Source organism: Serratia sp. DD3, assembly GCF_000496755.2.
This window is the reverse complement of sequence record NZ_AYKS02000049.1, coordinates 49,563-63,844: the sequence shown is the minus strand read 5'-3', so window position 1 is coordinate 63,844 and position 14,282 is coordinate 49,563. Positions and strand designations below refer to the sequence as shown.

The window sequence follows — 14,282 nt, the reverse complement described above, 5'->3', positions numbered from 1 at the left end:
GTTTAGTGAATGCAGCAACGGCTATTAGTAGATTATACGAAATAATCGAAAATCGCAATAAACGAAACAAACGAAAAATAAAAATCGAGTTCGATAAGTCAAAGGGGGAAGGCTTGGGCCTTGTAACGTCATTAACAGCTTTATAGCTTGAATGGCGATAGAGAGGGAAAATACACCAGGGACAAGAAGCGGGTTTTTTGTTACTGGATTAGCGGATTGAAAGCATGCCGGATGCGTGTTGCTAGACGAGGGAAAGTGATAGACTTGTTGGATTGATTTTTCGCATTGGCAAGCCATTGGTACGGAGCAGGATCAGAACATGGCAAAAGAAAAGAAACGTGGTTTTTTCTCCTGGTTGGGTTTAGGTCAAAAAGAAGAGGAATCACAGCAACCTGAGCCAGCCAGCGAATCGGTGGAGCATCAGGTTACAGAACTCCCCACAGCTAGCACGTTGGATGACCAAGTTCCCATTATGGCGTCCGAACCCGCTGAAGTGATAGAAACGCCAGGGGAATGGGATGCTACGTTGAGTGGTGAACCGATTGCCGAAAATGTCCCGGCGTTGGTTGAACATAGCGCTCCAGTGGCCGAGCCATTACCGCTGCCTGCTGAACCTGAACAGCGGGCCCCCGACGTCGACGTTGAAGTTGAAGTTGAAGTTGAAGTTGAAGTTAAATTTGAAGTTGAAGCGCCTCCCGTCATTATTGAGATTGAGCCAGAACCCCCATTGATTGAAGCGATGGTGGAGGAGCAGGAACAACCAGAACCCGCGGTAGCACAAGAACAGGAACGCCCCACCAAAGAAGGTTTTTTCACCCGGCTTAAACGGAGTTTGCTGAAAACCAAACAAAACCTGGGTTCTGGCTTTATCAGTCTGTTCCGCGGCAAGAAGATTGACGATGATCTGTTTGATGAGTTGGAAGAACAGTTGTTGATCGCCGATGTGGGTGTGGATACCACACGTAAAATCATTACCTCCCTGACAGAACATGCCAGCCATCAGCAGTTGAAAGATGCGGAAGCGCTCTATGGCAAGCTGAAAGAAGAAATGTCGGAAATTCTGCTTAAAGTGGATCAGCCACTAGATGTCAGCGGCAAAACCCCCTTTGTGATCCTGATGGTGGGGGTTAACGGTGTCGGTAAAACCACCACTATCGGTAAGCTGGCTCGTCAGTTCCAGGCTGAGGGTAAATCGGTCATGCTGGCCGCAGGTGATACTTTCCGTGCAGCGGCGGTTGAGCAATTGCAGGTTTGGGGGGAGCGTAATCGTATTCCGGTGATAGCTCAACATACGGGTGCTGATTCCGCCTCGGTGATCTTCGACGCAGTACAAGCGGCTAAAGCCCGTAATATTGATGTATTGCTCGCCGATACCGCCGGTCGCTTGCAGAATAAGGCGCACTTGATGGAGGAGTTGAAGAAGATTGTGCGCGTCATGAAAAAACTGGACGACCAGGCCCCTCATGAGGTTATGCTGACGCTGGATGCCAGTACCGGGCAAAATGCGCTGAGTCAGGCGAGATTATTTAATGAAGCTGTCGGTTTGACCGGTATCGCGCTGACTAAACTGGATGGTACCGCCAAAGGTGGGGTGATCTTTGCGATCGCCGATCAGCTCAGTATTCCGATCCGTTATATTGGTGTTGGTGAAGGGATCGAAGATTTACGGCCATTTAAGGCTGGCGATTTTATTGAGGCACTTTTTGCCCGAGAGGACTAATACCGATGATTCGCTTTGAACAGGTCAGTAAAGCTTATCTGGGCGGCCGCCAAGCCCTGCAGGGGGTCGATTTCCATTTACGGCCAGCGGAAATGGCCTTTCTGACCGGTCATTCCGGTGCAGGGAAAAGTACCCTGCTGAAACTGATTTGTGGCATCGAGCGGCCAAGTGCCGGTCATATCTGGTTTGGCGGGCATGACGTCAGCCGCTTGAAGAACCGTGAGGTGCCATTTTTGCGCCGTCAAATTGGCATGATTTTCCAGGATCACCATTTATTGCTCGATCGCACAGTGTATGACAACGTGGCAATGCCACTGATCATTGCCGGTGCCAGTAGCGAAGATATCCGGCGTCGTGTCTCGGCCGCATTGGATAAGGTGGGGTTACTGGATAAAGCGAAGAATTTTCCGATTCAGCTTTCTGGTGGTGAACAGCAACGTGTTGGCATTGCCCGTGCGGTGGTGAACAAACCCGCGGTACTGCTGGCAGATGAACCGACCGGTAACCTTGATGATGTGCTGTCGGAAGGTATTTTGCGCCTGTTTGAAGAGTTCAACCGCGTCGGGGTAACAGTATTGATGGCAACCCATGATACAGGGCTTATCGCCCGGCGTAATTATCGTATCCTGACACTCAGCCAGGGCCGTATGGTAGGAGACGCGCACGATGGCAACTAATGCAAAAACCGCCAAGAGCAAGGCACTACGCGGTGGCTGGCATCAACAGTGGCGCTATGCCTGGGTGAATGCCATGGCTGATATGATGCGCCAACCACTGGCTACATTGCTGACCGTGATGGTGATCGCCATTTCCCTGACCTTACCTAGCGTTTGTTACATTATCTGGAAGAACGTGAGTACAGCGTCGACACAATGGTACCCAACGCCGCAACTGACGGTCTATCTGGATAAGTCCCTTGATGATGATGCTGCGGTAAAAGTGCTGGATGCCATCAAAGCCCAGGCCGGTGTAGACAAAGTGAACTACCTGTCCCGTGAAGAGGCTCGCGGTGAGTTCCGCAATTGGTCTGGGTTTGGTGGTGCGCTGGATATGTTGGAGGAAAATCCGTTACCTGCTGTGGCGATCATCACCCCGCAAATGAGTTTCCAGAGTTCTGAAACGCTTAATACCCTGCGTGATCGTGTGGCGGCGGTTCCTGGTGTGGAAGAAGTCCGCATGGATGATAGCTGGTTTGCTCGTCTGGCCGCCCTGACCGGGTTGGTTGGGCAGGTGGCGGCAATGATTGGCATACTGATGATTGTGGCGGTTTTCCTGGTGATCGGTAACAGTGTACGTCTGAATATTTTCAGTCGTCGCGATACCATCAATGTTATGAAACTGATTGGTGCTACCGATGGGTTTATCTTGCGGCCATTCCTTAATGGTGGAGCAATCCTTGGGTTGTTTGGTGCGCTATTGTCATTAGCGCTGTCTGGCGCGTTGGTATGGAAACTGGAGGCGGTGGTCACCCATGTGGCAACCGTATTTGGTACCACCTTCACCTTGCATGGCTTGGGTTGGGATGAGGCGTTACTGCTGCTCTTGGTCTCCGCGATGATTGGCTGGGTGGCAGCCTGGTTGGCCACGGTGCAACATTTACGTCGCTTTACACCTCAATAGTGATTTTTTGATATACTGTTCTTCTGCCGCACGGGTGATGACTGTGTTGCGGAAGGATAGCGGCAAAAGTAATATAGGTCGGTTCCCCCCGTGGTGATAATGTTAAAAAGTAGTGAACTTTTTTGGGGGGGGAAGGGTCAAATTGTGCAGAAAATGTTTAGGTGATTCATGTGTGAAAGCGCTTTTGCAACCGCAATTGTCGTAAAATCAATAAAATCCCACCATTAAATCACCGGCATGACCTGTTTAATCAAGAGAGGGGTTGAATGACCAAAGAAATGCAAACTTTAGCCTTAGTCCCGCAGGGCAGCTTGGAAGCCTATCTGCGGGCCGCCAACACCTATCCAATGCTGACGGCAGAGGAAGAGCGGGAGTTGGCTGAACGGCTGCATTATCAGGGCGATCTGGAAGCAGCCAAGCTGCTGATCCTGTCTCATCTGCGTTTTGTCGCTCATATTGCTCGCAACTATTCAGGGTATGGCCTGCCACAAGCAGACCTGATCCAGGAAGGCAATATTGGCCTGATGAAAGCGGTACGTCGCTTCAACCCAGAAGTTGGGGTGCGTCTGGTTTCCTTTGCGGTGCATTGGATCAAGGCTGAAATTCATGAATACGTCTTGCGTAACTGGCGTATTGTGAAAGTGGCTACCACCAAGGCTCAGCGTAAGCTGTTTTTTAACCTGCGGAAAACCAAGCAACGTTTGGGGTGGTTCAACCAGGATGAAGTGGAACTGGTGGCCCGTGAGCTGGGGGTGACAACTAAAGACGTACTGGAGATGGAATCCCGTATGGCGGCGCAGGATATGTCTTTTGACCCCATGCCAGAAGATGACGGGCATGATGGTCATACCTTGTCGCCGATGCTCTATCTGCAGGATAAAAGCTCTGATTTTGCCGAAGGGATCGAGGAAGATAACTGGGAAAGTAATGCCACAGACAAGCTGACCTATGCGTTGGAAGGTCTGGACGAGCGTAGCCAGCATATTATCCGTGCTCGTTGGTTGGACGATGACAACAAGTCCACCCTGCAAGAGTTGGCCGATCAGTATGGCGTTTCGGCTGAGCGAGTGCGCCAGCTTGAAAAGAATGCCATGAAGAAATTAAAGATGGCGATCGAGGCTTAATTATAGCCAGTTTTATTCACGCTATGGTTGTTCACGTTATGGTTAATGGCTCTGCAGTTTGAAACGCATTGTTATTTATCGGAAAGTTGTTATTTATCAAAAAGCCCAGATTGATACTCTGGGCTTTTCTGTTTGTGTGCTTAGCGGTCTTGCTAGTTAATGCTCAGCTTTGACAAATTCTGGTTCTGGACAGCGGGAACCAAATTGGTTTGACCAGTCGAATACGGCACCGTTTTTGATATAGCGTTGATAGAGTGCTCGGCCTGTCTTGGCATCGCGGGCCATGACCCAACTGCTGGCGTGGCACAATACCGCGGCGTAGGCTTGGCTCTTCGGCGGTAATAGATTGGCCGATTTTTTCGCTAATTCTACTGCCTGCCAGCGGTAGTGAAGGAAACGATTATCCGCATCTGGCAACGATTTGGCCGCCCGAGCCGCTTCGGCAGCGCTGATCCAGCTCTTGTGTTTTAGCTCATGGGTATTGAAAGCATCCCCCACATAGGAATAATCCGCCCCATAGATGGCATAGTCTGGCGTCATTTCGTAGCCGGTAAGCTTTAGCCCTTGTGTGCGCAGCAAGTAGGCAGCTTGATAGTAAGCTTTGGCGCGTGTGATTTTATCTTGCGCTTTATCCTGTGCGGTGTGTAACTGTGCAGCAAATTCCTCCGCTGTCTGGTGGTAGTTTGGTATAGCAAAATAGCTGAGCGCTTCCTGATAACGGCCAGCACGCATTAGCCGTCGTGCCAATAACTCGCGAAGTTTAACGTCGCTGGGAAGCCACTGACCGCTATAGTCATCATCGTCTGGATTAACCGGTTTCAGCGGTGTGCTGGGCGGTGGTACATGCTTATCAACAAAACCTTTCAGTTCATCGACGGTCAATACCCGTTCGGCGATATCAGCCACATCTGCCCAATAGGTTTCCTTGCCACGATACATCAGTTCTATGGCTTGCAGATAATCGCCACGGTTTAATGCCAGAATGGCTTGTTCACCGGACACCCGGCAATCTGGAACGATCAGTTCCGTATTAAACTCGTCGATATCGCTGCTCTGTTGCCCCCAGGTTTCATCTGTAGGGAAGGCAGCGGCTGCTTTAGCATAAGCTGCAGTAGCGGCTTTAATATCACCTGCACGCAAGGCCATTTTGGCACGTAACCACCAGGCTAAACCACTATCCCCCGCCTGTTTCAGTAGGCTGGCGGCCATGTCATATTGCCCTGAGCGGTAGGCCAGTGCTGCCAGCCGATCGCTACCGGCGAAGCCGTTTTTTACGGAGTTATTCAACAACGTCAGAATGGGAATTATCGTCTGTTTTAACGCTGCTGCACCGTCATCTGAGCTCATCATTGACAGGTTACTGCTGCGTGCAAAAAGCTCGATAGTCACTAGTTGCTGCACTAACGGGTCATTAATGGCTTGCTTTAATGCCTCCAGATGTTCCGGCTTAACCAGATAGCTGGAAATGTACTGCAACGAAAGCCCACCTTGGGGATCGCCCTGGGCGGCTTGCTGGGCATAAAGCTGTACGGCAGGGGCAATTTCCCCCAGCCATAAATGGATACGCGCTTGCTGGCCCAGGCTACTGAGTGCCAGTTGGTCAGGATCGGCGGCTCCTGCTTTCACTTTGTCAATGACCTGCTGGAAGGCAGCAGTGGCCTGCGCTAACTGGGCGGCTTTTGGATGGGGAAGCGATGGTGCCGTGGAAGACGATTGGCTTTCAGGTATGGCATAGTCGCTCATGAAAACACGACCCAAAGAGTACTGTGCCCGTAACCCCCATTCCCCTTGCTCGGCAAGCGGCAGCGCCAGAACTAGCTGGAAGTATTCAGGTGCTCGTGGGTCCTGTGCGGCAAAAGCGACCGCCCCCAGGGTATACAGACGTGCAGCATTAGAGAGTCCCTGAGTATTTACGGCATCCACTTGTTCTACGGTGTGGGTGGCCCGCATCTGGGCAATGATTTGCTGTTCTGGTGACAGTGATGCTGGTTTTGGCGCGTTTTCTGGTTCGGGTACTGGCTCTTTCCATAACGGTAATTGTTTGTCTACCGGCACCAGACGGTGGGTTTCGAAAGCGAAGTTCCCCTCCGGCATCACCAGTAGCGTGCTGTTGCGGTCGACCAGTAACCGATTGAGAAAAAACGGGCCGCAAGCTTGGCTGCTAAGGGGGGTTATTAATGCCGCAGCAATCAGTGAGGCCAGCGGCAGCGAACGGAGATGACTTTTTTTATACCTTATCGATGATAAAGGCGTATCAAGGGATGACATCAGTACCTCCTGGCGTGATCTGTTGACAGCGTAACCAGCCCAAGGGGCGTGATTGCCCTGCGCGTAACTGCTCACTGCGAATACGGACAAAGCGCGGTTGTTGCGATGACGTTGCCAACTGATAATTGCCCACCGCATCCGCAGCCAGGCAACCCTCAGCCTGAATGTGCACTTCGCGGGGCAACGGGGCATCTACCGGCCCATTATTCTGGATGTTCAGGTCATATAATCCATTCTGCTGTGGCTGTGGTAAAAATTCTACCTGCCAGTTAACAGTTAATGGTTGCTGAGTGATGACGGCGCGTAATGTCTCCATTGACCAGGCTCTGCGATCACTGGCTAACGGTAAACGAAACCAGATAATACCACGTAAATGCTTAGGAGAGAGCGGGATGAGCTGTTGCAAGAAGTCGGCAATCTGTTGTGGTGCTACGCTGAGTTCTTGTAAGTTGCCAGCCACGTGTTGCGTGGACTCGCTCTCAACCTGTGCACCTTGAGCATCAAACCCTATCAGCCCCATGCCATAAGTGGGTAAGGCTACGCGAAAGGGCTTGCCACTGATGCGGGCATATTGCCCCACCCAACCCAGAGCCTGCTGGCCATCAAACAGCCCTTGTTCTGGTGAGAGCACCGCATGTAGCTGTAACACAGAACTGTCGACCTGTTGTAGTACACCAGATAAAGCGGGGGAACTGAGCCAGGTGGGCAGCGCGGTAATGCCCAGTTGTAATGAAGAAGGTAGTTGTTGGCGTAGTTGTTGTAGAAAATGTTGATAGGCAGGCAAGCGTGCAGTGGCCGCATCATGATCGATTTCTACACCAACGACCTGCAATCCTGCGGTTTGCCACTGTTGTAGTAATTGTTGCAACTGCGGGTAAATGGTGGCTTCATCCAGTTGCTGCAGTTGCCCGTCCAGACGTACCACTAGCCATAACGGGCGGCCATCCTGTTTAAGCAAGCGAGTATTAACCGCGATTTTGCGCATCCCCTCTTGGGGATGCACTTGTAAACCCAGTACCCGTAAGTTTGAGAACAGATCATGGCTGGCAACCAGAGCATCGCCATGTTGTGGTGTCCAGACTCGTTGCCAGATATAGACTTGCTGATCCCAGGTGGGAGAGGAGTTAATTGCCGGTTGGCGGCTGGAAAACCAGGCCGCCAGCATCAGGAGTAGCAATATCGCTATTACCAGCCAACGTTTCATTTTTGCCAAAGTTCACCTTGTGCCATAAAGCCGCAGGCACGCATAAAGTTGTCGATTTCGCTACGTTCCCCCGCAGCCAACCCGGAGGTAGAAAGCTGCCAGTGTCGCACCTCAGGCAATTGGCGTTGTGTATCCTGCACCAGGTAGAGACCAACCCCCCGGCGTCGGGTCACCTCGCGAACCATCAGGTCGTGCAGTTGTGCTCGGTTTCCTTGCACCTCAATTTTTACTGCGGCCAATAGTCGGTCATTAAAGCGGGCGGCGAATAATACCTTGCCATCTTGCTGGTCACACTGCCACTGTGCTGGTTGTTGATGTGGCCAGATTTTACCCAGATCGATCAGGTCTTGCGGAGACAAATGAGTTAAACGCTCAATGGTTAATTTCATGGCAGATTTTTACATTAATCAATGATATTGACAGTGTAATGGATCTTGCTGATAGTGTTGTGTAAGTTTTTTAGTACGATTTCCACGCAGAATGTTTTTCCCAACCCATATTTTCCGAGTAAAAAATTAGCGCGGTGGTACTTATCCAGCATAATGAACTGTTGGTTGCCCAAACAGTACGGTAATAATTCGAATTTTATTCTGTTTACACCGCTTGTTCCTGTCAGTGGCAGTTGATTTACAGAATAAAATTCCTGTTTAATAGCATGAAAAGTAAAGTCTTATTAGAAAAGTTTGCCGTGAATTAACCTAACCCATTATTACTTATGGATAAAAGCAGTTTTACTGTTCTAGCCAGGCTCACTCCGGTGGCGGGTAGGCAGCGACTCTGAATAGCAATAATGGCCAGGCACGGCAAACACAACAAGCAAACTCACAACGACACATGGGGATTATGCGGATGAAATTTATCAAGAGTAACGTGCTGCTGGCTGGCTGTATCGCCATGGCCATGGGACATGCTGCCATAGCGAAAGATATCAAGGTTGCCGTGGTGGGCGCGATGTCCGGTCCGGTGGCGCAGTATGGCGATATGGAATTCACTGGGGCGCGTCAGGCTATTGCCGATATTAACGCTAAGGGCGGTATCAAGGGCGATAAGCTGGTGCTGGTTGAGTACGACGATGCTTGTGACCCAAAACAAGCGGTCGCGGTGGCCAACAAGGTGATTAATGACGGCATTCAGTATGTCATCGGTCATTTGTGTTCTTCTTCCACCCAGCCTGCTTCTGATATTTACGAAGATGAAGGGGTGATCATGATTACCCCAGCGGCGACCAATGCTGACCTGACCACCCGTGGTTACAAAATGCTGATGCGTACCACCGGGCTGGATTCCGATCAGGGGCCAACAGCGGCTAAATACATTCTTAATAATGTTAAACCTAAACGCATTGCAGTGGTGCACGACAAGCAGCAGTATGGCGAAGGTCTGGCGCGTTCAGTGCGTGATAGCTTGAAAGCGCAAGGCACTGACGTGGTGATGTTTGAAGGGGTCACTGCGGGCGACAAAGATTTCTCTACCTTGGTGGCACGTCTGAAGAAAGAGAACGTTGACTTCGTTTACTTCGGTGGCTACTACCCAGAGATGGGGCAGATTCTGCGTCAAGCCAAGCAGGCCGGTTTGACTACCCGTTTTATGGGGCCGGAAGGGGTGGGTAACTCTTCACTGTCCAATATCGCGGGTGCGGCTTCTGAAGGTATGCTGGTAACATTACCAAAACGCTACGATCAGGTACCTGCCAACCAACCGGTAGTGGACGCGTTGAAAGCCAAAAAACTGGATCCGACAGGGCCATTTATCTGGACCACCTACGCGGCACTGCAATCGCTGGTAACAGGCATGGAGCGTAGTGGCAGCCAGGATCCGGCAGAGATTGTCAAAAACCTGAAAACCGGCGCCCCCGTGGAAACCGTAATGGGTCCACTAAGCTGGGATGAAAAAGGCGATCTGAAAGGGTTTGAGTTTGGTGTATTTGAATGGCATGCGGATGGTTCATCCACGCCGTTAAAATAAACCCCTTGTAGGCTAACCGGCGTCATTCAAGTAATAGTAAAAATGGATGACGACGGTGACATTCCCTCGCTGGTTCCCTGAACAAAGAGGGAATGGCGAGGGTTAAACTCAAGCGTATTGCACGCCTGTTGAGTTCGTATTTTTCCCTTGAAGTGGTATATTCCCCGCAAATTCATACAGGGAGTGGGATGATGACGAGTCTATACCCAACTCCCTTTGAGTTGCAGAACAACATGCGGTGTGTTTCCAATCGCACTTGGCGTGGTAAACAGCCAACACCTCCGCAGTTTGGAATATGAAGAGCATATACCCAAGATAATTCGATTTGCTTGTAGGCGGCAAGCGCGTGACTCCCCAGGCGCATCGCTAATGATGTGACAGGGATGACAGAGCATAGCCAACATCCACGCAATTTGAAGAATGACGGGTCTAAACCGGGATCCCCGGAGCCTGTGCTATCGGCGGGCTGTTAGGCCACTGTTTTATGGCCGTGGCAACACCTTAGAAGGTCAGAGTATGTCAGAGCAGTTTCTCTATTTTTTGCAACAGATGTTCAACGGCCTTACGTTGGGCAGTACCTATGCATTGATTGCCATTGGTTACACCATGGTTTACGGCATTATCGGCATGATCAACTTCGCCCATGGTGAAGTGTATATGATCGGCAGTTATGTCTCATTTATTGTTATTGCCGCCCTGATGATGATGGGGATCGACGTTGGTTGGTTGTTGATCGGTTCGGCATTCCTGGTGTCTATCGTCATCGCCAGCGCCTATGGCTGGAGCATTGAACGGGTAGCCTATAAGCCGGTCCGCAATTCCAAGCGCCTGATCGCGCTGATTTCCGCCATTGGGATGTCGATATTTCTGCAAAACTACGTCAGCCTGACGCAAGGTTCACGTGATCTTGCGTTGCCGAGCCTGGTGACCGGCCAATGGGTCTTGGGGGAAAGCAACGGCTTTGCTGCCACCATCACCACCATGCAGTTGACCATCTGGGTTGTCACCTTTTTGGCGATGCTGGCGCTGACATTGTTTATTCGTTATTCCCGTATGGGCCGCGCCTGCCGAGCCTGTGCGGAAGATCTTAAAATGGCCAGTCTGTTGGGGATCAATACTGATCGGGTGATATCGCTCACTTTCGTTATCGGCGCGGTAATGGCTGCCGTAGCGGGTGTACTGCTCGGGCAGTTCTATGGTGTGATCAACCCCTATATCGGTTTTATGGCAGGGATGAAAGCCTTTACTGCCGCGGTATTGGGGGGGATTGGTAGCATACCTGGTGCGATGATTGGCGGATTAGTCTTGGGCGTGGCAGAAGCACTCACTTCCGCTTACCTGAGTACTGAATACAAAGATGTGGTCTCTTTTGCGCTGTTGATCGTGGTGTTGCTGGTGATGCCAACGGGCATTCTTGGCCGTCCGGAGGTTGAGAAAGTATGAAGCACGGTCTGCTTAACGCCTGCATTGCTACGGTAGTGCTGTTTGTTATGGCGTCATTCCTGATGGGGATGCAATTGAGCCTGGATGGCACCAAACTGGTGGTGCATGGTGCAGCGCAAGTCCGTTGGATGTGGATTGGTATTGGCTGTGCAGTGGTGTTTTTCTTCCAACTGTTACGTCCCTTGATGCAACACGGGCTGAAAAAAATTACCGGTCCATCCTTTGTTTTGCCCAGTTTTGATGGCACCACCACTCGCCAGAAATTGCTGGCTGCGGTGATCATTATTGCCGCTGTTATCTGGCCGTTTCTGGTTTCACGCGGCACGGTGGATATCGCCACCATGACGTTGATTTACGTGATGCTGGGCCTGGGGCTGAATATTGTGGTTGGCCTTTCCGGTTTGTTGGTACTGGGTTACGCGGGTTTTTACGCCATCGGTGCCTACACCTATGCGTTGCTCAATCATTACTATGGTCTGGGTTTTTGGGAAAGCTTGCCACTGGCTGGGTTTGTCACCGCTATTTTTGGTTTCCTGCTGGGCTTCCCGGTATTACGCCTGCGGGGAGACTACTTGGCGATTGTCACCCTGGGCTTTGGTGAAATTGTCCGTATCCTGTTGCTCAATAACACTGAGATCACCGGTGGGCCGAATGGTATCAGCCAGATCCCCAAACCTACCTTCTTCGGTCTGGAGTTTAACCGCAGTGCGCGCGATGGCGGCTGGGATACATTCCATAACTTTTTTGGTCTGCAGTACGAAGCGGGTGACCGTATTGTGTTCCTCTATCTGGTTGCGCTGTTGCTGGTGATATTAACGCTGTTTGTGATTAACCGCCTGTTGCGGATGCCACTCGGCCGCGCTTGGGAGGCACTGCGCGAAGATGAGATCGCTTGTCGTTCGCTGGGGCTCAGTCCTACCAAGATAAAATTGACCGCCTTCACTATCAGTGCGGCCTTTGCCGGCTTTGCCGGTACCCTGTTTGCCGCGCGTCAGGGCTTTATCAGCCCGGAATCCTTTACCTTTGTTGAGTCAGCCTTTGTCTTGGCCATCGTGGTGCTGGGGGGGATGGGTTCACAATTTGCGGTGATCCTGGCGGCGGTGTTATTGGTGGTTTCCCGTGAGCTGATGCGTGACCTGAATGAATACAGCATGTTATTGCTGGGGGCGCTGATGGTATTAATGATGATTTGGCGGCCACAAGGGTTGTTGCCGATGAAACGCCCGCAGTTGAAACTAAACGTGGCGGAAACGGACACCGCGAAGGAGCCGCAGGTATGAGTGCTCAACCTTTATTGTCGGTATCCGGGCTTTCAATGCGTTTCGGTGGTTTGTTGGCGGTAAACAATGTCGGCCTGGAATTGCATCAAGGGGAGATAGTCTCACTGATTGGCCCGAATGGTGCCGGCAAAACCACGGTGTTCAACTGCCTTACCGGGTTTTATCGCCCGACCAGCGGTATCATCAAGTTGCGTGACCATCATTTGGAAGGGCTGGCCGGTCAGACTATTGCTCGCATGGGCGTGGTACGTACTTTCCAGCATGTGCGGCTGTTCCGTGAAATGACGGTGATTGAAAACCTGCTGGTGGCTCAGCATCAGCATTTGAAAACCGGTCTGTTTGCTGGTTTGCTGAAAACCCCAGCATTCCGCCGGGCGGAAGCCGATGCTCTGGAACGTGCTGCGGTGTGGCTGGAGCGCGTAGGTTTACTGGAGTTGGCTAACCGTTCGGCGGGTAATCTGGCTTATGGCCAACAGCGGCGGTTGGAAATTGCCCGTTGCATGGTGACACGCCCAGAATTACTGATGCTGGATGAGCCTGCTGCAGGTTTGAACCCGAAAGAAACCGACGAACTGGATCACCTGATTGTCGAACTGCGCAACCAGCATCAGGTTTCGGTGCTGTTGATTGAGCATGATATGAAACTGGTGATGGGGATTTCTGATCGTATCTATGTGATGAATCAGGGTACGCCGTTGGCACAAGGCACACCGGACGAAATCCGCAATAACCCGGATGTGATCCGGGCCTATTTGGGCGAATAGTGGGTAAATATTATGTTGTCATTTAATCAGGTATCGGCTCATTACGGTAAAATCCAAGCTCTGCATCAGGTGAGTTTGAACATCCAGCAGGGGGAGATCGTTACACTGATCGGCGCCAACGGAGCGGGTAAAACCACCTTGCTCGGCACCTTATGCGGTGAACCGCGGGCCAGTGCTGGCACAATCACGCTGCTGGACCAGGATATTACCCATTGGCAGACGGCGCGCATTATGCGTGAAGCGGTAGCGATTGTGCCGGAAGGGCGGCGAGTGTTTTCCCGTATGACGGTGGAAGAGAATCTGGCGATGGGCGGTTTTTTTGCCAATCGGGATCAGTATCAGCAGCGCATTGAGCGGGTTTTTAGCCTGTTCCCGCGTTTGCTGGAGCGGCGTAGCCAGCGCTCAGGCACTATGTCTGGCGGTGAGCAACAGATGCTGGCGATTGGCCGTGCGTTAATGAGTCAGCCGAAGTTGTTGCTACTTGATGAGCCGTCTCTCGGGTTGGCACCGATCATCATTCAGCAGATTTTTGATATTATCCAGCAGCTGCGTGAAGAGGGCATGACCATCTTTCTGGTGGAGCAAAATGCCAATCAGGCGTTAAAATTGGCGGATCGTGGTTATGTGCTGGAAAATGGTCGTGTGGTGTTGGAAGATACGGGTGCCGCATTGTTAGCCAACGAGGCAGTGAGATCGGCCTATCTGGGTGGTTAACTACCCGATATCTTAAATATACACAAAATAATTCGGGTTGATTGTAGGCGGCAAGCGATGGAATCCCCAGGAGCATAGCTGACTATGTGACTGGGGTGACAGCGTGCAGCTAACACCCAAGCAGCTTGAAATATGAAGAGTATAGATAGTATTTACAGGGCAGGGGCATAGCAATCGCCC

The 14,282-nt window shown here is 51.3% G+C and carries 12 protein-coding genes; 9 read left to right on the top strand and 3 right to left on the bottom strand.

Going from position 1 to position 14,282, the window contains the following annotated elements:
• The first annotated feature begins 319 nt into the window (after positions 1-319).
• The 4 genes from ftsY to rpoH all read left to right on the top strand — a co-directional run bounded on the left by ftsY (position 320) and on the right by rpoH (position 4,464).
• Complete coding sequence (gene ftsY / locus IO95_RS09520; RefSeq protein WP_023489686.1) at positions 320-1,720, top strand: signal recognition particle-docking protein FtsY; 1,401 nt, start codon at positions 320-322, stop codon at positions 1,718-1,720.
• 5 nt (positions 1,721-1,725) lie between these two features.
• Positions 1,726-2,397: a cell division ATP-binding protein FtsE gene (ftsE, locus tag IO95_RS09515; protein WP_023489687.1), complete on the top strand. Its 672-nt coding sequence runs from the start codon at positions 1,726-1,728 to the stop codon at positions 2,395-2,397.
• Positions 2,387-3,340 (top strand): permease-like cell division protein FtsX, encoded by a 954-nt coding sequence (ftsX, locus tag IO95_RS09510; RefSeq protein WP_023489688.1) that lies wholly within the window; start codon positions 2,387-2,389, stop codon positions 3,338-3,340. Before ftsE ends, ftsX begins: the two co-directional genes overlap by 11 nt.
• A 266-nt stretch (positions 3,341-3,606) precedes the next feature.
• Positions 3,607-4,464, top strand: a complete 858-nt coding sequence (gene rpoH / locus IO95_RS09505) for an RNA polymerase sigma factor RpoH (protein ID WP_023489689.1) — start codon at positions 3,607-3,609, stop codon at positions 4,462-4,464.
• A gap of 156 nt (positions 4,465-4,620) precedes the next feature.
• On the opposite strand, the gene IO95_RS09500 is transcribed toward rpoH, so the two are convergent.
• From IO95_RS09500 to panM, 3 genes are read right to left on the bottom strand one after another with little or no spacing between them, the layout of a single operon-like run.
• Positions 4,621-6,732, bottom strand: a complete 2,112-nt coding sequence (locus tag IO95_RS09500; protein WP_023489690.1) for a hypothetical protein — start codon at positions 6,730-6,732, stop codon at positions 4,621-4,623.
• Positions 6,719-7,936 (bottom strand): DUF3142 domain-containing protein, encoded by a 1,218-nt coding sequence (locus tag IO95_RS09495; RefSeq protein WP_023489691.1) that lies wholly within the window; start codon positions 7,934-7,936, stop codon positions 6,719-6,721. The genes IO95_RS09500 and IO95_RS09495 overlap by 14 nt, the downstream gene beginning before the upstream one ends.
• Positions 7,933-8,325 (bottom strand): aspartate 1-decarboxylase autocleavage activator PanM, encoded by a 393-nt coding sequence (gene panM / locus IO95_RS09490; RefSeq protein ID WP_023489692.1) that lies wholly within the window; start codon positions 8,323-8,325, stop codon positions 7,933-7,935. Before panM ends, IO95_RS09495 begins: the two co-directional genes overlap by 4 nt.
• A gap of 460 nt (positions 8,326-8,785) precedes the next feature.
• On the opposite strand from panM, the gene IO95_RS09485 reads away from it, so the two are divergent.
• The 5 genes from IO95_RS09485 (at position 8,786) to livF (ending at position 14,102) form a co-directional block, all read left to right on the top strand.
• Complete coding sequence (locus IO95_RS09485; protein ID WP_023489693.1) at positions 8,786-9,901, top strand: branched-chain amino acid ABC transporter substrate-binding protein; 1,116 nt, start codon at positions 8,786-8,788, stop codon at positions 9,899-9,901.
• 516 nt (positions 9,902-10,417) lie between these two features.
• A complete protein-coding gene (livH, locus tag IO95_RS09480; RefSeq protein WP_037385041.1) occupies positions 10,418-11,344 on the top strand; it encodes a high-affinity branched-chain amino acid ABC transporter permease LivH in 927 nt (308 codons plus the stop codon).
• Positions 11,341-12,624, top strand: coding sequence for a high-affinity branched-chain amino acid ABC transporter permease LivM (locus tag IO95_RS09475; protein ID WP_023489787.1), 1,284 nt, complete (start codon positions 11,341-11,343; stop codon positions 12,622-12,624). The genes livH and IO95_RS09475 overlap by 4 nt, the downstream gene beginning before the upstream one ends.
• On the top strand, positions 12,621-13,388 hold the full coding sequence (gene livG / locus IO95_RS09470; RefSeq protein ID WP_023489786.1) for a high-affinity branched-chain amino acid ABC transporter ATP-binding protein LivG: 768 nt from the start codon (positions 12,621-12,623) through the stop codon (positions 13,386-13,388). The genes IO95_RS09475 and livG overlap by 4 nt, the downstream gene beginning before the upstream one ends.
• A 12-nt stretch (positions 13,389-13,400) precedes the next feature.
• Positions 13,401-14,102, top strand: a complete 702-nt coding sequence (livF, locus tag IO95_RS09465) for a high-affinity branched-chain amino acid ABC transporter ATP-binding protein LivF (RefSeq protein WP_023489785.1) — start codon at positions 13,401-13,403, stop codon at positions 14,100-14,102.
• Positions 14,103-14,282: the final 180 nt, after the last annotated feature.

What these genes read in the sequence shown, in the direction of transcription:
- panM (WP_023489692.1), bottom strand. Translation starts at nt 8,325, where the DNA reads ATGAAATTAACCATTGAGCGTTTAACTCATTTGTCTCCGCAAGACCTG.
- ftsY (WP_023489686.1), top strand. Translation starts at nt 320, where the DNA reads ATGGCAAAAGAAAAGAAACGTGGTTTTTTCTCCTGGTTGGGTTTAGGT.
- ftsX (WP_023489688.1), top strand. Translation starts at nt 2,387, where the DNA reads ATGGCAACTAATGCAAAAACCGCCAAGAGCAAGGCACTACGCGGTGGC.
- IO95_RS09500 (WP_023489690.1), bottom strand. Translation starts at nt 6,732, where the DNA reads ATGTCATCCCTTGATACGCCTTTATCATCGATAAGGTATAAAAAAAGT.
- livH (WP_037385041.1), top strand. Translation starts at nt 10,418, where the DNA reads ATGTCAGAGCAGTTTCTCTATTTTTTGCAACAGATGTTCAACGGCCTT.
- IO95_RS09475 (WP_023489787.1), top strand. Translation starts at nt 11,341, where the DNA reads ATGAAGCACGGTCTGCTTAACGCCTGCATTGCTACGGTAGTGCTGTTT.
- livG (WP_023489786.1), top strand. Translation starts at nt 12,621, where the DNA reads ATGAGTGCTCAACCTTTATTGTCGGTATCCGGGCTTTCAATGCGTTTC.
- livF (WP_023489785.1), top strand. Translation starts at nt 13,401, where the DNA reads ATGTTGTCATTTAATCAGGTATCGGCTCATTACGGTAAAATCCAAGCT.
- rpoH (WP_023489689.1), top strand. Translation starts at nt 3,607, where the DNA reads ATGACCAAAGAAATGCAAACTTTAGCCTTAGTCCCGCAGGGCAGCTTG.
- IO95_RS09485 (WP_023489693.1), top strand. Translation starts at nt 8,786, where the DNA reads ATGAAATTTATCAAGAGTAACGTGCTGCTGGCTGGCTGTATCGCCATG.
- ftsE (WP_023489687.1), top strand. Translation starts at nt 1,726, where the DNA reads ATGATTCGCTTTGAACAGGTCAGTAAAGCTTATCTGGGCGGCCGCCAA.
- IO95_RS09495 (WP_023489691.1), bottom strand. Translation starts at nt 7,936, where the DNA reads ATGAAACGTTGGCTGGTAATAGCGATATTGCTACTCCTGATGCTGGCG.